Source organism: Bacillus cereus group sp. BfR-BA-01523 (genome assembly GCF_022662615.1).
GTDB classification, from domain to species: Bacteria; Bacillota; Bacilli; order Bacillales; family Bacillaceae_G; genus Bacillus_A; species Bacillus_A mycoides.
The window spans coordinates 32,534-50,883 of record NZ_JAKUDX010000005.1 but is presented as its reverse complement, the minus strand read 5'-3'; the positions used below and the strand labels follow the sequence as shown (position 1 = coordinate 50,883).

Below are 18,350 nucleotides of genomic sequence, written 5' to 3'. Positions count from 1 at the left end.
AAAGGAGATATGTTTCTACCATATCTCACTTTTTTAATTAGTTTGCACCGTAGTAATAATATAAGCCTTGTTCACGTTCACGGTCATTCAGAACAACACCTAACAATTTACCTTTTGCAGACTCCAATAATCCTTTTGCTTTTACTGCGGATTCTTTTTCTGTCGCTTCACTACGAACGACAAGAATGGATGCATCACATACATTCGCCATAATTTGCGCGTCTGTAACAGCCAAAATAGGTGGTAAATCGAAAATAACTAAATCGTACATACTATACGCTTGAGCAAGAAGTTCTTGCATTGATTTTGAACCTAACAATTCAGCTGGATTTGGTGGGATTGGACCACAAGCTAGAAAACTCAAATTCTCAACTGCTGTCGTTTGTACACATTTCTCTAAACGTTCACTGTACGTTAATACATTCGTTAATCCGAAAATATTATCTACTTGGAACATTTGATGCATCGCTGGTTTACGCATATCTGCATCAATTAATAATACTTTCTTCCCTTGTTGAGCAAACACAACTGCCATATTCGCTGTCGTTGTTGTTTTCCCTTCACTTGGGTTCGCAGATGTTACCATTAATGAATGTAAATTTGTATCAACAGATGCAAATTCGATGTTCGTTCGAATATTACGATATTGTTCTGAAATGGGTGATTTCGGTTGTTGATGAGCAATTAATTGACGACGTTGTCGGTGATTTTTTTTCTTTTTAAATAAATTAAGAGCCAATTGTTTGTCCCCTCACTTTTCTTGATGATGGAGCGTGTGATTTCACATTTGTTGTTTCTTCATCCATACGAGCTACAATACCTAACACTGGTAAACCAAGTAAGTTTTCTATATCTTCTTCTTTTTTTACAGTGTTGTCTAAGTATTCTAGTAAGAATGCAAGTCCAACTGAAGCTATCAAACCAACAATACAAGCAATCGCTACATTTAACATTGGACGTGGTTTAATTGGGGATTGATTTTCCGCAACTTCCGCTTTTGATAGTACAGTTACGTTATCAACATTCATAATTTTTGCTACTTCACTTTGAAATACTTCTGCAACCTTATTTGCAATATCACTTGCCGTTTTCGGATTTTTATTCTGAACCGTAACAGCAATAACTTGGGAGTCTTTTTCATTTGTAACATCAATTTTTTTTGTTAAATCTTGAATCGTCTCTTGTAATTTTAACTTCTCTTTTACTTGTTCTAAAATTACTGGGCTCTTAATAATGACTTTATATGTATTTGCCAATTGTATATTTGTTTGCACTTCACCAATTTGAAGTGCTGTCCCTTCGTGCTTCTTCTGATTCACAAGAATTTGCGTCGAAGATTGATAGATTGGTGTCATGAAGAAGAAGCTAATGATAGCACTTACTATAGCTGCACCAAAGGCGATTACGAGGATCATTGCTAAACGTTTTTTTAAGATATGAAATAACTCTTTTAAACTGATTGTTTCTTCCATAAGTTCCTCCAAATTTCTAAAATTTACACATAGGAAAAATTATAACATATAAATCTTACATTTTTCATTTTTAATAATTCAGTTCTATATTCGTTCACAAGAAACAAGTTTAATCTTACAAAATAATCTTAAATATGACAACACATTCCAATCATTTTCCAAAATTTTTATTTTATCATGTTTTTCATGCTGTGTAACTTGATAAATAATTTTCAGAAAACAATAAAAAGCCAACAAAAATTTTGTTGGCTTTTTATATTTTAGTAATAACCATACTGCTCTTTTTCTTCCTTTTTATCGTTTAAAACGACACCGAGTATTTTGCCAGATGCTTTATCTAATATTTGTTTCGCTTTTACGATCTCATCTTTTTCTGTCTTTTCACTGCGTACAACGAGTACGATTCCATCACATTTGTTCGCAAGTATTTGTGCATCGGTTACCGCAAGGACAGGTGGGGTATCGATTAAAATAATATCGAACATGTTATATGCTTCTAGCAACGCCTCGTCCATAGCCCGGCTCCCTAATAGTTCAGCTGGGTTTGGCGGTATAGGGCCTGATGCCATTACATATACGTTCTCTATATCTGTTTTTTGAATACATTGCATAAGTTTTGCTTGTCCTGATAATAAGTTCGTTAACCCATTTGAACTATGAATGGCAAATAAGTTTTGAATCGTCGGCTTACGTAAGTCAGCTCCGATTAATAAAACTTTCTTTCCTTGTTGGCCGAAAACAACTGCTAAGTTTGCGATTGTCGTTGTTTTTCCATCGCCTGGATCTGCTGAAGTGACAATAATAGAACGAATACGATTATCTACAGATGTAAATTCAATGTTTGTACGAATGTTACGGTATTGCTCTGCAATACGCGATTTAGGCTCTTTATGTGTAATTAATTGTCGTAATGGCTTTCTTTTCTTTTTCCCGAACATATTCATAATCTCCTTTTGTGAAATACGGCCTTTCCCCTCTTCTCTCTCTTATGCTCGATTTCATACGTCTAATTAATATTTTATATCGCTAACTTCCCCACACCTCATCATAATCAATAACATTCTACTTTGTCTTATATAAATGCCTTAACAATATGACAATGACTTTACTTCTTTAATACCTTTATCGTTTATCCTATTTTCTAAATAAATAATAAAGTAATCATATGCCAATAACCATATATTTACAAGTTGTTTTCTGACTAGTTTGCATTTTTACGATTGATCAATATATAACAAAAATAAAAAAATCTCCCTTAATTTTTTTCACAAGGAGATTTTTTTATTTTTCTTTATTCTTTTTTATCACCAATTGCAAATGTAATTTCAGCTTCACACGCAACTTCACCATCTACTGTTGCGATTGCTTTTCCTTTTCCAATTGGACCACGTACGCGCGTCATTTCTACTTCTAGGCGAAGTTGATCACCTGGGCGCACTTGTTTTTTGAAACGACAGTTGTCGATGCCTGCGAAGAAAGCAAGTCTCCCGCGGTTTTCTTCTTTCTTTAATACAGCAACTGCACCAACTTGCGCTAATGCTTCTACAATAAGTACACCAGGCATAACTGCATAGTCTGGGAAGTGCCCATTAAAGAACTCCTCGTTTGCAGATACATTTTTAATTCCAACCGCTCTTTTTCCTTCATCTACTTCTAATATCTTATCAACAAGTAAAAATGGATAGCGGTGAGGAATGATTTCTTTAATTTGTTCTATATTTAGCATATAACAATCGCCCCTTTTGTAATATTGGTCTTACCACTCGGACATATTGTTATTATCCCATTTTGTTTATTATTTGTCATTATAAAGTGAAACTTTAATCAATTCGGCTTTATATATAAAAAAATGCACACACTCTATTCCATTAAAATAGTTGCACTTCCCAGCAACTGACACGGAGGTAGAAAAGAGTGTATGCCCAAATTAGGGAAAGGCAATATGTATTTGAACATTTTTTGCCTTAATGTCGTATTCCGAATCATTATATTACATACGTTTTCAAATAAGAAAACATTAAATTTAACTGTATATACGGATATATCACCTCATTTCTTTATTTTCCTCTATTATTCTTCCGTTTTCGTAAAAAATTAGAATTAAAAAAATAAAAAAAAAGAACTAAGGTTTTCCCTTAGCTCTTTCTCACTTTATTTCAATGCACGACGTGGTAATTTATCAATATTCTCTAACATAATACCTGTACCAATAGCAACACATTGCATTGGGTTTTCAGCGATTAATACTGGTACCTTTAATTCTTCTGCTAGAAGCATGTCGATACCGTGTAATAAAGCTCCTCCGCCTGTTAGAATAACACCGCGGTCGATAATGTCCGCAGATAGTTCTGGTGGTGTGCGCTCTAGTACGCCTTTTGCAGCTTGTACAATGATAGCTGCGTCTTCTTTTAGTGCTTCTGTAATTTCTTCAGAGCATACTGTAATTGTACGTGGTAAACCTGTTACCATGTCACGTCCACGAATTTCAAGCTCTTCACTGCGTGCACCTGGGAATACTGTACCAATTTTAATTTTAATATTTTCTGAAGTACGTTCTCCAATTAATAGCTTATACTTACGTTTAACGTAGTTTAAGATTTCCATATCAAACTTATCGCCAGCCATTTTGATAGAGGAAGAGGTAACAATATCACCCATAGAAAGTACGGCAATATCTGTTGTACCTCCACCAATATCAACAACCATGTTTCCGCTTGGCTGGAAGATTTCCATACCAGCACCAACTGCGGCTACTTTTGGTTCTTCTTCTAAAAATACTGTTTTACCACCTGAACGTTCAGCAGCCTCACGAATTGCTTTTTGTTCTACAGATGTGATATTTGTTGGACAGCAAATTAAAATGCGAGGTTTTGAAAAGAAGCTCTTCACGTCCAATTTGTTAATGAAATACTTTAACATTGCTTCTGTAATTTCGAAATCTGCGATTACACCATCTTTAAGTGGGCGAATTGCCACAATATTACCAGGTGTACGTCCCACCATACTTCTTGCTTCTTCACCTACTGCTAATACTTTTCCACTATTACGATCAATTGCCACAACAGATGGCTCATTTAATACAATACCCTTACCTTTAACATGAATTAATACGTTAGCCGTACCTAGGTCAATTCCGATATCTCGCGCAAACATTCCCGTCATTTCCTCCTCGATATTCAAAATCAGGTTACACCCGAATTCTTTTACACCTAATTTCTGATTTTATCATAAATTTAACAGAAACGTAATATTCGCAAAAAGAATTCTTCTGAAAAATATTACCGAATTCACAAGGAATGTTTGCTATTTTAGATTTATTGGCGCACAGGGTTTTCTGTATCTTCTTTTCGGTACTTTTGCTTTGTTGCTTCTCCACCTCTTAAATGACGAATAGACTTATGATAATCAAGAATTTCTTTCACCTCATTTGCGAGCTCTGGATTAATTTCTGGCAAACGTTCTGTTAGATCTTTATGGACTGTACTCTTTGATACCCCAAACTCCTTTGCGATTACACGCACTGTCTTTCTTGTCTCCACGATATACTTGCCAATCTTGATAGTTCTCTCTTTGATGTAATCGTGCACACCACTCGCCTCCCTAAATTGGATGTGAGAAGTGTGAAATGAGACTCGCTGCATACGACTATGAAGTAAATGTGAGTGCTGTTTGTAAGCGTTAAACATTCTTGGATTTATAATGAAATGATTCACGATTTCTCACCTCAAACACTCTCTTTGCATTGGTTTATACCATTGTATTGCCCGCACTACTGATATATGCTACATGTTCACTATTTTTGCGGACTAAGTTAAGAAAAATTACGTTTTTTTGTGAGAAATACGTTAACGATGACAATTATGGCGAAAAAAAGTGACACCTCTTTATAAAAGGTGTCACTCTTCTCTTTCATATTCTTCTTCTAACAACTGATGGTGGGGGACTTCTTTCTTACCGGCAATATAATAATATAAAGCGAATAAAACAAACAATAAAATGATAGCAATCGACAGAACAGATAAAAATGACACAGTATCCCCTCCCTTTTGTAATATATATTCGAGAATCTCGTCATTTTTCCTTGTTATTGCAACTTTTTTCTCGAAATTGATTATTTTTATATGAAAATAAAAAAATCAGCTCTCCTAATGAGAACTGATTTTTTCACTTTATTATTCTTGTGAAGAAGAACCGTTAGATGATTCTGTAGAACCATTCGTTGATTTTTCTTCTTTTTGAGATTTGTCATCTTGTTTGCCGTTCGTCTCTTTATCACTAGTCGAACCGCTTGTCGATTTCTCTTCTTTTTGAGATTTCTCATCTTGTTTGCCGTTCGTCTCTTTATCACTAGTCGAGCCGCTTGTTGATTTCTCTTCTTTTTGAGACTTATCTTCTGGTTTCGTGCTTGTTGACTTTTCTTCTTTTTGAGATTTGTCATCAGCTTTTTTACCAGAAGCATTTGTCGCCTTTGCAGCACCTGCATCAGCTTTAATTTCTGCTACTGATTTATTTAAATAACGCTCAGGGTTCACAGCCACATTGTCTTTACGTACTTCAAAGTGAACGTAAGAACCTGCATCTTTATTCATTGCATTTAGACCTGATTTTCCTAACACTTCACCTTGCGCGACTCTTGCACCTTTTTCTACTTTCACACTGCCTAAGCTTTGATAAGATGCTGCTACACCATTTCCACTATCTACTGTTACAACATAACCAAGAAGTGAATCTTTTTCAGCTTTCGTTACTGTACCACTTAAAGCAGCTGTAACATCAAATTCTTTTCCGTTTTTCGCAGCAATGTCAATTCCTTTATTCGGGGAATATGTGTTGTTATAAAAGACAAGTGCTTTTTCTTGTTCCGCCTCTGATGCTGCATCTTCATAGAATTTCTTCTGTACTACTACTTCTGCATTTGCTGCAGTTGGCATTTTCACTACTTCTGAAGATTTTGTTACTGGTACTGCCGGATCTTCCGTTTGTGTATACGGTGTTGCTTGATCTTGGTTCGGAGCTTTCTTTGGATTAGCTCCCTGGAACCATAGCGCAACCATTAAGATTACCGCTGCACAAGCAATGTATAGTGCCGGAAACACCCATCTTTTTTGAAATAAATGTACTACTTTTTGCGACTTTTTACTATTTCTTCCTCGCATTCCATCATCACCTCAGCAATCATTTTGAACAATATTCACTCATCCTATACAACCTATAACTAATTACTTTTCGACAAAATCTGTAAAAATATGTATAGGAATTGCAAAATTTCCGAGGAAATGATAGAAAAAGGAAAAAACTGAGCGTTTCAGCTCAGTTTTTAGTCCATTTGTTTCTTTCTATAAATGAAGAGCGTAATAACAAGTACTGCAACTAACCAAATAGTTATATTCAATAAATTACTAGTAATTGCACTAAAACCTTCACCTTTTATAACACTACTAACTGCAAGACCGATATGACGAGTTGGCAAATAATCGACTATCTTTGTAACGACTTCATTCTTCACAAACATTCCAATTAAATCACCGAAAAGGAATGTCATTAATATTGGTAATCCAATTGTTGATGTTTGCGGCACATTTTGAGCTAATAATCCAATACAAGTACCAATGAGGTTAAATATTAGCATTCCAAGAACAAAGATGAGTAATAATAATGCAAAATTACCTTCTAATTTACCTAAAATAAGTAGATTAATAAAACAGATTGCAACTGTAATCATACCTGTTAATGAACTTTTACCAATTAATACTTCAATAGATGATGCTGGTGATAGCATAAGAACACGAAGCGTATTTTTTTCCTTTTCTTCAGCGATGAGCATTGCCTGTACAAAGCCTCCGACCATAACTAAGGCCATCGCGGTTAACGTACTTGCTCCAACTTCTCTCATATTATCTGAGCGACTAAATAATACCGAAAAGACAAGTGGCATTACCAACATAATTAAAGTTTGTGAATTCGTTTTAAAATCCTGTACCTCTTTCCGAAAAATAGCTGAAAATCGTCTCATTGAAAATGTCATTATAATCCCCTCCCAGTAACTTCAATAAAGATATCGCCTAACGTTGGCTCGTGTGAATGAATAGATAGTAATTCGCCTTTTTTCATCCATTCTGAAATGCGTTTTGCTCCTAATTCATCTTTTTGTACCGTTTCTTTTTGTTTATCTTTTAACACAACTTGTATTTGATCTTTCGCGTATTTTAATCGCAAGTTTTCTGGTGTATCAAGTGCTACAATTTCTCCTCCGCACAGAAAGGCAATGCGGTTACAAAGCGTTTCTGCTTCGTCCATGTTGTGCGTCGTTAAGAAAATCGTTGTTCCTTCTTTATTTAAATCTTTCAAGATTTTATGAATGTTTTGCACGTTTACTGGATCAAGTGCGGATGTTGGTTCATCTAAGAAGAGGATATCTGGTTTATGAAGAATTGCTCTCGCTAATGTGACGCGCTGCTTCATTCCTTTTGATAATTTTTTCACTTGTGTTTTTTTATCATCCAATAAGTTCACTTGTGCTAGCACTTCATCGATTCGTTCTTTTTTACAATCGTATAAGTCACAAAATAGTAGTAAGTTATCATAGATGCTAAGTCTTTCGTATAGGCCGCTGTTGTCTGTTAAAATACCAATTCGCTTGTAATCGATACTACTTGGACCTGTAATGTCTTTACCTAACACTCTTACAGTTCCAACGCTATGAAGCAATTGAGAAGTTAAAATCTTTACTGTTGTTGTTTTCCCAGATCCACTCGGTCCGAGGAATCCAAAGATTTCTCCTTGCTTCACCTCAATATTTACATTTCGAAGGGCCGTTTTTCCATCGAAACTTTTCATTACATCTTTCATTTCAATTGCCAATGTCATTTCGTCATCCCCTTTGTTTTTCTTTTTATAGATGAAAGTCGCTTTAGCGCTTTTCGTTTGTTTGTTTCGCTTTTCTTGACTCAATCATATGAAAAACAAAGGGTAGGCGCAGTAAAATACCGGTAAAAGGAGTATTTTTACCGGTGAATGAATCGTATTTTGAGCTTATTGGAGCATTTTTATAGCCCAATTACACCTTTTAACTCATCCATTCGTCCTTTTGAAAGCGGGATTGAACTTTTTCTTTCGTCATCCAAAATTAAACTAAAGCTATTACGTGTCCACGTAATGACTTCTCGTACTCTTTGTAAATTAACGAGGTACGAGCGATGACATCTAAAGAATCCGAATCCTGTTAATCTCGTTTCTAGTTCACTTAATGTTAATGTGCATACGAAGTCACCTTCGCGCACATGAATATGTGTCACTCCATTTTGTGTTTCAATGAAATGGATCTCCATCGGATCCAGTAAAATGATTTTATCGTTCACTTTCGCTGGAATTCTTTCAAGTTTCATTTGCGGAATCATTTGAATGACCTTTTCTTCGTCAACTTCTTTCACTTCTTCTTGCTCAATTTCTACCTTTTTCACACCATTGTTATTTAATATGTATACATCTTCTGTTAGCGAGAGCGCATCTGATAAAAAAGATGACGTAATAAAAATCGCCTTTCCTTGCTCTTTCATTTTCATAATCGCTTTTCGAATAATGATCGTACTCTCTGTATCGACATTTTGCTCTGGCTCTTCTAAAATAACTAAATCCGGATTATGAATCATAACTCGCCCAAGATGAAGACGGCGTTTCTCTGAAAATGACAATTTTTCTATTTTAACGTTCAACTTATCTAGGAGACCGACATATTGTACTGCTTCTTCCATACTCATGTTAGATTCATAAAGCCCTAATATAAACTTAAAGTACTCCCTCACCTTCAAACGATCGTATGCTTCATCTTTCAAAAAACAAAAGCCGATGCGGGAATAATTCTTCTTTCCAATCGCTGTGCCTTCAAATAGTACATTGCCAGTTGAAGCTTCTTCTTCACCGATAATGATGCGGTGCAACACTTTAGCTGTATGGTTATTACACTGCAAAACAACACATTGTCCCTTCTCAACCTCTAGCTCAATTGCCGGTAACTGGTTCGTCTTCCCTAACTGTTTCAACTCCAATAACGCCATTCTGTCTCCCCCAAATATTTTTCTCTAATTATACCAAACATTTAATGGAAAATTATGATATTTTAAACAAAAAAGAAGTAGGTATCAGGAAACCCCTGACACCTACTTCTTCACCATCAATTTTCCTTCATAATCATTCAGCGTCTTTATTTCAATGCCTTTATAGTAATGAGCGACTATCTCTGTATATTTCTTGCCTTCCGCTGCCATACCATTCGCACCGTACTGGCTCATACCGACGCCGTGACCGAATCCTTTCGTTGTAACGGTGATGTTATCCCCTTCTTGTTTCCACGTAAAGTCTGAGGAGCGTAAATCTAACTTTTCACGAACTTGTTTTCCTGTTAATGTTTTCCCTTGGAACTCTACATCCTTTACTCGCTTTCCTTCCGTAAGGTCTTTAATATTACCAACCTTTCCGTTTGCTAGTACTTTCACACCGAGACGTTTTTGAAAATCAGCTACTGTGAATTTTTGCTCACTCGTAAATTTTGGAGAGGCTTGATCCCACGGACTATCTACGCTTTTCAAGTACGGATAATCATTTCCCCAATAATCAGCTGCATTTTCTGTTCGTCCGTTACTCGTTGAGAAGAAGGATGCTGAAATTGGTTTTCCATCATACGTTAAAACTTGTCCTGCGGTTTGCGAAACGGCTTCCTCAATTTTCTTTAAATTATTTTCGTAGTTATTACCCCATTGTTTCTTCAATTCCTCTTTGCTTTTGTACACTTGATCTTTCACTGTATCTATCACATCCGCGTTGTTTTTCTTACCTCCGCTTAGCATACGCTGCACTACAAATGTTCTCGCTGCTAATGCCTGCGCCTTTAGCGCCTCTATTTCAAAGCTGGCATTCATCTCAGAAGCTACTACACCGGCCACATACTCCTCCATAGGTAATGTTTCTACCTTCTTCTGCTGATCACGATATACAGCAACTTGAACCGCTGTATCCACTTTCCCTGGAGCTGGTATACTTTCTATCGCTGGAGGAGTTTTAGAAGCTGCTTCTTCCCCTACTTTTGCTTTCGCAAACGGAATAACAAGAGCAGCAGGTACAATGATAACGAGCGCTATTAAGAGCGCTACTGTAATGAAAAGTGGCTTTGAAAATTTCATCCTATTCCCCCAATATAAAGTTGGATTCCTTTCATTCTTATGGAACTACGGATTTTTTAGAACATACTTGGGGGTATCGATATAAAGTGAAACTATAATCAGTGGGGTTTTACTGACCGCAAATAGTGGAATAAAACAAAAATTTTCTAAATATTTTCACTGAGACGTGCATAAGTATGGAATTTATTGACTATAACAGTAATAACCCAAAAAAAATAGCCCCTATGTCAAAAGACATAGAGACTACTTCAATTAAGCGTGAAGATCAGAAACTTCTTGTTCTTTCACTTCTTCTACTTTTTCGTTTACACGTTCAATAGTTGCACCTAATGCAGCTAATTTCTTATGGAAATCTACATAACCACGGTCAAGATGTTTTAACTCTGTTACACGAGTATAACCTTCTGATACTAAACCAGCTAAGATTAATGCTGCTGCAGCACGTAAATCAGTTGCGCCAACTTCAGCTCCTTGCAAGCTACTTGGACCGTTCATAATTACAGAACGACCTTCGATTTTAATATCAGCATTCATACGACGGAATTCTTCAACGTGCATAAAGCGGTTTTCGAATACCGTTTCTGTAATCATACTTGTTCCATCAGCATGTAGTAATAATGCCATCATTTGTGATTGCATGTCTGTTGGGAAACCTGGATGAGGCATAGTTTTAATATCAACCGCTTTTAACTTATCTGGGCCGATAACACGTACACCTTCATTTTCCTCAATAATTTTAACACCCATTTCTTCCATTTTCGCTGTAATTGAGCGTAAATGTTCAGGCACAGCATTTTCAATTAAGATGTCTCCACCTGTAATTGCCGCTGCAACCATGAATGTTCCTGCTTCAATACGGTCAGGAATAATAGGGTGGTTTGCACCATATAATTTTTCAACGCCTTCAATACGAATCGTTCCAGTTCCAGCTCCGCGTACTTTCGCTCCCATTGCATTTAAGAAGTTAGCTAAGTCAACGATTTCTGGCTCTTTCGCTGCGTTTTCAAGGACTGTTGTCCCTTTTGCTAATGTAGCTGCAGACATAATGTTTTCTGTCGCGCCTACGCTTGGGAAGTCTAAATAAATTTTAGCTCCTTTTAGTTCGCCCTCTACGTGTGCCTCAACAAATCCGTTACCAACTTTTACTTTCGCTCCCATTGCTTCGAAGCCTTTTAAATGTTGGTCAATTGGACGTGAACCAATTGCACATCCACCAGGAAGTGCAATACGAGCACGACCGTTACGTGCTAATAATGGTCCCATTACTTGAACAGATGCACGCATCTTACGTACATACTCAAATGGTGCTTCAATGTTTAATTCTTTAGAAGAATCGATTGTTACTTGGTTATTTTCAAATACGACTTCAGCATTTAAATGACGTAATACCTCGTTAATTGTGTATACATCAGATAATACTGGTACTTCAGATAGTACATTCTTTCCGTCACTCGCTAATAGGGCTGCAGCGATTATAGGTAATACAGCATTTTTTGCGCCCTCAACACGCACTGTGCCGCTTAACCGCTTTCCGCCACGGACGATGATCTTTTCCAAATTATTCCCCTCCGTGTCCTTTTTTCAGTATCTATTCACTCAATACTCAGAAGTTATGATCGGTGTGCCAACCACAATTGTATCTTTGTTGTTTGTAGAACGTATTGCTATTTGCACATTTATTTTCTCTCTATTTGTTGAAAGAGCGTCATTCCACTTTTTATTATATGCGGAGACTGATACAAATGCTCTTTCTTCTATCTGTTCGATCGCTCTTGCTGAAAGATCTTTCAAAACCTGATTGGTTTTATTTTGCAAAACACCTTCAATCTTATCATTCAGTACACCTTGAACACAAGTGTAAATTATAGGTTTTTCACTAAAAATTTTATCCATGTTCTGAACGTACTTCGGGTCCCATTTCGCCCCGCTCACTTCAAAAATAATAAAAGTGTTTTCTTTAGTATTTTCCTTACTCCAAGTTACTACTATTCGTTCTTCATGTGAAGAAGATTTTTTATAGGATGTAGCCTTATATCCATCTGGAGATTGTTCTAATTCCCAACCTTCGATGTTCGCCTCTTCCTTCACATCGTTTAACAATTTTTGAAACGTATGTATATTAGAAATTGTTTTCGTTTCTCGCGCTAACCATGACCACCGCTCTACTTTTGCATCGTTCTTCTCTAAAGCTGCAATCATGCTCTCCATTTTCTGTTCATCGCTTATAGGTTTCATCTCTTTATATCCAACCAAAAATAAAACAACACTTACGATAACGATAAGAATGGCTTTAAACTTCAATTTCATCCCCTCCTATCCCCATTGTTAACGGAGATATGAGGTTCTATACACTTACTTTACTAAATACGTTAAACTCTTTGAATAGCCTAAATAATCAAGGAAAAAGTTACTTACAGATGTCCCAATTGCAATTGTAATTAGGATCAGTAATACTCTCGTCTGCATCACTTTTCCAGACTTCATTAAGCGCTCAATGTGAATACCTTGTAAGGCCCACCACGTAATGGTAATAAACAATAAATGCGAAACAATGGCAATCAGTGCTTGTTGCCCTAAAAGATGTGCCAAAAAATCGACCCCTTTTTTTGCTTGGCTACTACTTACGCAAAATGTAAAAAACGATACCATAAATAAGTAGGAGCCACACTTTTTCAAACGCAAATAAGCATCTTACATCGTAATTTTCTCTCGGAAAACATATACCTATAGGCGTTTTCATTTGCTGTTACTCCAAAATAAAAAGCGTAGAGTACGGACTCTACACCTTTTATTTCCACTATTGTACCACGTTCCCCAAGAAGAAGAAATCCTTCATTAATGGAAAATTTTCATAAAAGAAATTGTAACCAATCATCGGCATAATCCCTAGTATTACAATTGAAATTGCGCAAAGACTCATGACAATCTTTATATTTAACGGTAATCGGAGCTTTTCTTCCGTCTCTCCCTTGCGGAAAAACATTTGCTGTAATATTCGGAAATAATATATGAATGAAATAACCGTCGTCCCCATCATAATAGAAGCTAATACGTAATGAGCAGGTTCAACATGAAGTGCCCCTAAAAAAATGTTAATTTTTCCGATGAAACCTGCTGTCCCCGGTATTCCAGCTAAGGATAAAATAAAGACCGTCATCACTATAGCTGTAAAGGGGGATCGCTTATATAACCCTGTAAAAATCGTCATGTTTTCCTTATCATTTTGTAAGATTAATCCGTGGATGATTGCAAATGCTCCTATATTCATAAGCATATATGCAAGCATATAAAACCACATACTATCCATCGTAAACTGCGATAGCGCTACAAGAGGGACTAGCAAATACCCAGCATGCGCGATACCTGAATAGGCAAATAGACGTTTTACGTTGTATTGCTTTAATGCTACTACGTTCCCAACAATCATCGTAATACTAGCTAGTACCGCAATGTATATACTCATACGCCCGTACAAAGATTGTGCGTCTCCTTGGATTGCCACACCTGCAAACACCATAAGAAACAAACGCGTAATGAGTAGAAAACCAGCAATTTTAGAAATCGTTCCGAGAAAAGCAGTGACAGGTGTAGCCGCTCCCTCATACACATCTGGTGCCCACATATGAAATGGCACTGTTGCAATTTTGAATGAGAGTCCAACGAGCAAAAGTAGAAATGCGAGAGCTAACAATAACTGAATGCCCCCGGCCAATCCTTGCGTAAATGCCTTTTGCATTTCTACTATGTTGGTCGACCCTGTAATACCGTATAAATAGCTCATTCCAAAGAGTGTAATTGCTGTTCCAATTCCTCCGTTAATGACATATTTCATTGCAGCCTCATTCGATGCGCGGTTTCTTTTTCGGATTCCTACTAAAATATAGGAAGAAAGCGAAAGCAACTCTAAACCAACGAACAATGTGATGAAATCGACGCTAGAAGCCATGAACATCGCTCCAAGAAGCGCCATTAAAAACAAATAATAATATTCTCCTTTATCTTGAATAGGCTCCTTCTTATCATCGCTTATTGCCATACATAAAACGAGGGCTGCTCCGCCTAATAACAACGTTTTAAATCCTTTTGAAAATCCATCTAGTACAAACGATCCATTTAAAATATCTCCTGCCGGTTCGCTATATAGCGTCATTAATGACACTATCGCTAACAAGGCAGCGGCAATTGCACCAATCGCAACGTACCTATGGTTCAGCTTAAAAAACAAATCACATATGGAAAGAAGGATGGCTGCCCCGAGAATAATGAATTCTGGTACCATGAGATGCCATGATAAGCTAAGTAACGTGTTCATATCCATCCTACTTCACCCCCAATGTTTTCAATGTAGTTTGAAGTGGATCCCCTAGTAGTTCTGGCATTACCCCAATTGCAATAATACAAACGATAAGCACTATAACAGGAACGTACTCCCATCCGTGTATATCAGATTTCGCTTCCCATTCTTTCTTACCAAATGTCACTTGAAGTGTCGCTCTTAATACGTATACAGCGGTTAAAATAATTCCAAGTACACCTGCGGCGGCGATAACCGGTTTCCCTTGGAATAAACCGAGAAAGGCAAGGAATTCGCTAATAAATCCGGACATCCCTGGCATTCCAAGCGATGCCATACCGCCCGCTAAGAAGAAACCACTAAGCACTGGAACACTTTTTGCGAGTCCACCAAGTGCTGTAATATCCGAAGTCCCGAAACGCTCTTCAATAATGCCAAGCAAGAAGAAGAGCAAGGCCGCAATTAAACCGTGAGACACAACTTGGAACAATGCCCCTTGTATACCTGGTGCATTTAACGCCGCCAGCCCCATTAATACAATGCCCATATGCGAAATACTAGAGTAAGCAAGTACCTTTCTAAAGTCCGTTTGGATGAGTGCTAGAAAGGCCCCATACAATAAATTAATTACCCCTAAAACCGCAATTAGCGTTGCAAAATCACGAAAATATTCTGGGAATAATCCTTTCCCGAAGCGAACAATACCGTACGCGCCAATCTTCAGCAAAACCCCCGCGTGAAGCATAACTACAGCGGGATGCGCTTCTATGTGTACATTGACCATCCAGCGATGCAAAGGGAAAACAGGGAGTTTAATCGCAAAAGCAATCATTATGGCAAGAAACAAGCCGAACTGTACGCTACCTGAGACAGCCATTCCTCCCCCAGCACCTACACTCGTTAATATCTCTTTAAGCTCCGCAATATTTGTTGTACCTGTTTTCGCAAATAAAACCGAGAAAACGATAAGTAAAATAGCTGATCCAATACCGTTATATATTAAATAACTATATGCAGCCTTTTCACTCGACAATTTCCCCCACTTGCCAATTAATAAAAACATTGGTGGCAACGTAATCTCAAAGAACATGAAGAACAACATTAAATTTTGAGCAGCGAAGACACCGAGCATACCTATTTCTAACATGAGTAACAGCATGTAGAATGCTTTCAAATTTCTTTTAATAGAAAATGCCGCAATAGCTGCAAGCATCGCTAGAAGGGCTGTGAGCACCATCATTACAAGCGATAAACCATCAATGCCGAGCTCGTAATAAATTGAAAACCACCTTTTGTCCACTGCTGTGAAATCCCCAAATTTAATCCATTTCACTTTTTCATCAAATATCGATAAGCTCTTTCCTGAAGCGTATGTACAAGCAAGGACGGTAGCAATTCCAAATGGAAGCGCCGTTCCGAATAAACCAAGCGCCTGCACTGTACGCGATTCTCGTTTCGGCGTTAATAAAAGCAAGAGAATTCCTAAAAGCGGGGAAAAAATGAAGAACGTTAATAGCAATCCATTCACCGTAAATCCCCTCCCGTATATAACAAAATAATTAGGAGCACTGCGAGCGAAACTGCTGTTACAGTTCCATACACTTGTACATTCCCGTTTTGAAGCCGCGATCCTAGTCCACTCATACCTTTAACGAGTCCAGCAATTAAAACTGCGATTCCTTCTACAACGTATACTTCAAATAAGCGAAGCACATGAGCGATTCCTTTCGTAATAGGAAGCACTGTCGCATTGTATAGTTCATCCACATAATATTTTTCTTTCAAAAGGTTATAAAAAGACGTCCCTTCTCCGCCGGCCCAATCTCTAGAGATAGATTTCTTGCCATATATGAAATATGCGAGGGCAATTCCCGCAAATGAAACGAGCGTCGCAACAACCATAATCCAAACAGGTCCATGCACTTCCTTCACCTGGAATCCTATATCTTTCGTAAGCCAATCCCCAAGAAACGTTCCGAACCACGGTGTATTTATATAACCGGCCACTACCGCAAGAACACCAAGGACAATCATCGGATACGTCATGGTGCGAGGCGATTCATGCACCTCTTCCTTCGTCTTCGTTTCCCCCGTAAAGACAAGAAAATATAGACGGAACATATAAAATGCTGTTAGAAATGCCGCAATTACTGCTAAAACGAATAGAAAGTAATTGCCATTCATCCAAGCCGCCGCTAAAATTTCATCTTTACTAAAAAATCCGGAAAGCAGAGGAACACCACTAATTGCAAGTGTGCCTATTAAAAATAGTGCACCGGTTACTTTCATCTTTTTCTGTAAACCGCCCATTTTATTAATGTTTTGCGTATGGACTGCATGAATTACACTTCCTGCTGCCAGGAACAATAATGCTTTAAAAAAGGCGTGTGTCGTTAAGTGAAAGATACCAGCTACATAACCAGCCGAGCCTAGCGCAAGCATCATATATCCGAGCTGACTAACTGTAGAATAAGCAAGAACCCTCTTAATATCTGTTTGCACTAGACCGATAGAGGCCGCAAAGATTGCGGTGAAAGCCCCAACGATTGCCACAGTTTGCATCGCTACCGCACTTGCTGAAAATAGCGGGAACATCGTCGCTACTAAATATACGCCGGCTGCAACCATCGTTGCCGCGTGAATAAGCGCCGAAACAGGCGTCGGTCCTTCCATTGCATCTGGCAACCATGTATGAAGCGGGAACTGACCCGATTTCCCCATCGCACCGATAAAAATTAATATCGCCGTTATTGTAATCATAGAAGGAGAGAGGTCGCCCGTATGAATCGCTTTAAAAATCGCGTCATATTCAAAACTACCTGCGTGCCAAAAAATTAATATCATCCCAATAAATAGCCCAACATCCCCAATGCGTGTCATAATAAAAGCCTTTTTCGCAGCAGCCTTCGCTTCTTCTTTAAAGAAATAAAAACCGATAAGTAAAAACGAACCAAGGCCGACTAACTCCCAAAATATATAAAGCTGTAATAAATTCGTCGATATAACTAGCCCAAGCATCGCAAAGGTAAAGAGCCCTAAATATGCATAAAAGGTTGGTAATCTGGTGTCACCTTTCATATAACCTTTTGAGTACACATGTACAAGAAAACTTACAAGTGTAACGATAAACAACATTAAAGCCCCTAATGCGGTAACTTCAAAACCAAATGATATATCTATATCTCCTACCCTAAGCCATACCCACTTATGCTTCACTGCCTCGGATGAAAATCGTTCTATTAGTACCACTACCGCGGATATAAAGGAGAGAAAGGTAAAGAAAATACCTAGTACACTACTTCCCTCTCTAATTTTCTTCCCGAACACAATAAGTAACAAAAATGAAACAAGCGGGAAAAGCGGTATGAGCCATGCATAATCGATCATTGTTTCCTTCCCCCTTTTCGG

At 37.6% G+C, this 18,350-nt stretch carries 18 protein-coding genes; all 18 read right to left on the bottom strand.

Features of this window, described 5'->3' with window-relative positions:
* Positions 1 to 37 precede the first annotated feature (37 nt).
* The gene (locus tag MR066_RS14950) at positions 38 to 739 is read right to left on the bottom strand and encodes a CpsD/CapB family tyrosine-protein kinase (RefSeq protein ID WP_242247582.1); all 702 of its coding nucleotides are present in this window, start codon (positions 737 to 739) and stop codon (positions 38 to 40) included.
* Positions 729 to 1,472 (bottom strand): YveK family protein, encoded by a 744-nt coding sequence (locus MR066_RS14945; protein ID WP_242247581.1) that lies wholly within the window; start codon positions 1,470 to 1,472, stop codon positions 729 to 731. The genes MR066_RS14950 and MR066_RS14945 overlap by 11 nt, the downstream gene beginning before the upstream one ends.
* 260 nt (positions 1,473 to 1,732) lie before the next feature.
* Positions 1,733 to 2,410 carry a CpsD/CapB family tyrosine-protein kinase gene (locus tag MR066_RS14940; RefSeq protein ID WP_242247580.1) on the bottom strand — a complete coding sequence of 226 codons (678 nt, stop codon included), beginning with the start codon at positions 2,408 to 2,410 and terminating at the stop codon, positions 1,733 to 1,735.
* Positions 2,411 to 2,763: 353 nt separating this feature from the next.
* Positions 2,764 to 3,198, bottom strand: coding sequence for a 3-hydroxyacyl-ACP dehydratase FabZ (gene fabZ, locus MR066_RS14935; RefSeq protein WP_000931959.1), 435 nt, complete (start codon positions 3,196 to 3,198; stop codon positions 2,764 to 2,766).
* A 425-nt stretch (positions 3,199 to 3,623) separates the two neighbouring features.
* Complete coding sequence (mreB, locus tag MR066_RS14930) at positions 3,624 to 4,625, bottom strand: rod shape-determining protein (RefSeq protein ID WP_242247579.1); 1,002 nt, start codon at positions 4,623 to 4,625, stop codon at positions 3,624 to 3,626.
* A gap of 161 nt (positions 4,626 to 4,786) precedes the next feature.
* Positions 4,787 to 5,059, bottom strand: a complete 273-nt coding sequence (gene spoIIID / locus MR066_RS14925) for a sporulation transcriptional regulator SpoIIID (RefSeq protein WP_002089714.1) — start codon at positions 5,057 to 5,059, stop codon at positions 4,787 to 4,789.
* 309 nt (positions 5,060 to 5,368) lie between these two features.
* A complete protein-coding gene (locus MR066_RS14920; protein ID WP_002016211.1) occupies positions 5,369 to 5,503 on the bottom strand; it encodes a hypothetical protein in 135 nt (44 codons plus the stop codon).
* Between the two features lie 141 nt (positions 5,504 to 5,644).
* Positions 5,645 to 6,628, bottom strand: a complete 984-nt coding sequence (locus MR066_RS14915) for a stage II sporulation protein SpoIIQ (RefSeq protein WP_002167338.1) — start codon at positions 6,626 to 6,628, stop codon at positions 5,645 to 5,647.
* 161 nt (positions 6,629 to 6,789) lie between these two features.
* The gene (locus MR066_RS14910; protein WP_002130038.1) at positions 6,790 to 7,497 is read right to left on the bottom strand and encodes an ABC transporter permease; all 708 of its coding nucleotides are present in this window, start codon (positions 7,495 to 7,497) and stop codon (positions 6,790 to 6,792) included.
* Entirely contained in the window at positions 7,497 to 8,339 is an 843-nt protein-coding gene (locus MR066_RS14905; RefSeq protein ID WP_088040467.1) for an ABC transporter ATP-binding protein, read from the bottom strand. The genes MR066_RS14910 and MR066_RS14905 overlap by 1 nt, the downstream gene beginning before the upstream one ends.
* 179 nt (positions 8,340 to 8,518) lie before the next feature.
* Entirely contained in the window at positions 8,519 to 9,526 is a 1,008-nt protein-coding gene (locus MR066_RS14900; RefSeq protein ID WP_242247578.1) for a LytTR family transcriptional regulator DNA-binding domain-containing protein, read from the bottom strand.
* A 102-nt stretch (positions 9,527 to 9,628) separates the two neighbouring features.
* The gene (spoIID, locus tag MR066_RS14895; protein WP_242247577.1) at positions 9,629 to 10,648 is read right to left on the bottom strand and encodes a stage II sporulation protein D; all 1,020 of its coding nucleotides are present in this window, start codon (positions 10,646 to 10,648) and stop codon (positions 9,629 to 9,631) included.
* Between the two features lie 252 nt (positions 10,649 to 10,900).
* Positions 10,901 to 12,205, bottom strand: a complete 1,305-nt coding sequence (gene murA / locus MR066_RS14890; protein ID WP_002068497.1) for a UDP-N-acetylglucosamine 1-carboxyvinyltransferase — start codon at positions 12,203 to 12,205, stop codon at positions 10,901 to 10,903.
* Positions 12,206 to 12,244: 39 nt separating this feature from the next.
* Positions 12,245 to 12,949, bottom strand: coding sequence for a YwmB family TATA-box binding protein (locus MR066_RS14885; protein WP_002130043.1), 705 nt, complete (start codon positions 12,947 to 12,949; stop codon positions 12,245 to 12,247).
* A gap of 51 nt (positions 12,950 to 13,000) precedes the next feature.
* A complete protein-coding gene (locus tag MR066_RS14880; RefSeq protein WP_002016201.1) occupies positions 13,001 to 13,237 on the bottom strand; it encodes a DUF1146 family protein in 237 nt (78 codons plus the stop codon).
* Between the two features lie 208 nt (positions 13,238 to 13,445).
* Positions 13,446 to 14,960: an NADH-quinone oxidoreductase subunit NuoN gene (gene nuoN / locus MR066_RS14875; protein WP_396022275.1), complete on the bottom strand. Its 1,515-nt coding sequence runs from the start codon at positions 14,958 to 14,960 to the stop codon at positions 13,446 to 13,448.
* A gap of 7 nt (positions 14,961 to 14,967) precedes the next feature.
* The gene (locus MR066_RS14870; RefSeq protein ID WP_242247575.1) at positions 14,968 to 16,470 is read right to left on the bottom strand and encodes an NADH-quinone oxidoreductase subunit M; all 1,503 of its coding nucleotides are present in this window, start codon (positions 16,468 to 16,470) and stop codon (positions 14,968 to 14,970) included.
* Positions 16,467 to 18,329 carry an NADH-quinone oxidoreductase subunit L gene (nuoL, locus tag MR066_RS14865; protein ID WP_061688682.1) on the bottom strand — a complete coding sequence of 621 codons (1,863 nt, stop codon included), beginning with the start codon at positions 18,327 to 18,329 and terminating at the stop codon, positions 16,467 to 16,469. Before nuoL ends, MR066_RS14870 begins: the two co-directional genes overlap by 4 nt.
* Positions 18,330 to 18,350 lie beyond the last annotated feature (21 nt).

Coding starts and splice junctions, on each gene's coding strand:
- spoIID (WP_242247577.1), bottom strand. CDS start 10,648: ATGAAATTTTCAAAGCCACTTTTCATTACAGTAGCGCTCTTAATAGCG.
- nuoN (WP_396022275.1), bottom strand. CDS start 14,960: ATGAACACGTTACTTAGCTTATCATGGCATCTCATGGTACCAGAATTC.
- MR066_RS14940 (WP_242247580.1), bottom strand. CDS start 2,410: ATGTTCGGGAAAAAGAAAAGAAAGCCATTACGACAATTAATTACACAT.
- MR066_RS14915 (WP_002167338.1), bottom strand. CDS start 6,628: ATGCGAGGAAGAAATAGTAAAAAGTCGCAAAAAGTAGTACATTTATTT.
- fabZ (WP_000931959.1), bottom strand. CDS start 3,198: ATGCTAAATATAGAACAAATTAAAGAAATCATTCCTCACCGCTATCCA.
- MR066_RS14910 (WP_002130038.1), bottom strand. CDS start 7,497: ATGACATTTTCAATGAGACGATTTTCAGCTATTTTTCGGAAAGAGGTA.
- nuoL (WP_061688682.1), bottom strand. CDS start 18,329: ATGATCGATTATGCATGGCTCATACCGCTTTTCCCGCTTGTTTCATTT.
- MR066_RS14905 (WP_088040467.1), bottom strand. CDS start 8,339: ATGACATTGGCAATTGAAATGAAAGATGTAATGAAAAGTTTCGATGGA.
- mreB (WP_242247579.1), bottom strand. CDS start 4,625: ATGTTTGCGCGAGATATCGGAATTGACCTAGGTACGGCTAACGTATTA.
- MR066_RS14945 (WP_242247581.1), bottom strand. CDS start 1,472: ATGGAAGAAACAATCAGTTTAAAAGAGTTATTTCATATCTTAAAAAAA.
- MR066_RS14900 (WP_242247578.1), bottom strand. CDS start 9,526: ATGGCGTTATTGGAGTTGAAACAGTTAGGGAAGACGAACCAGTTACCG.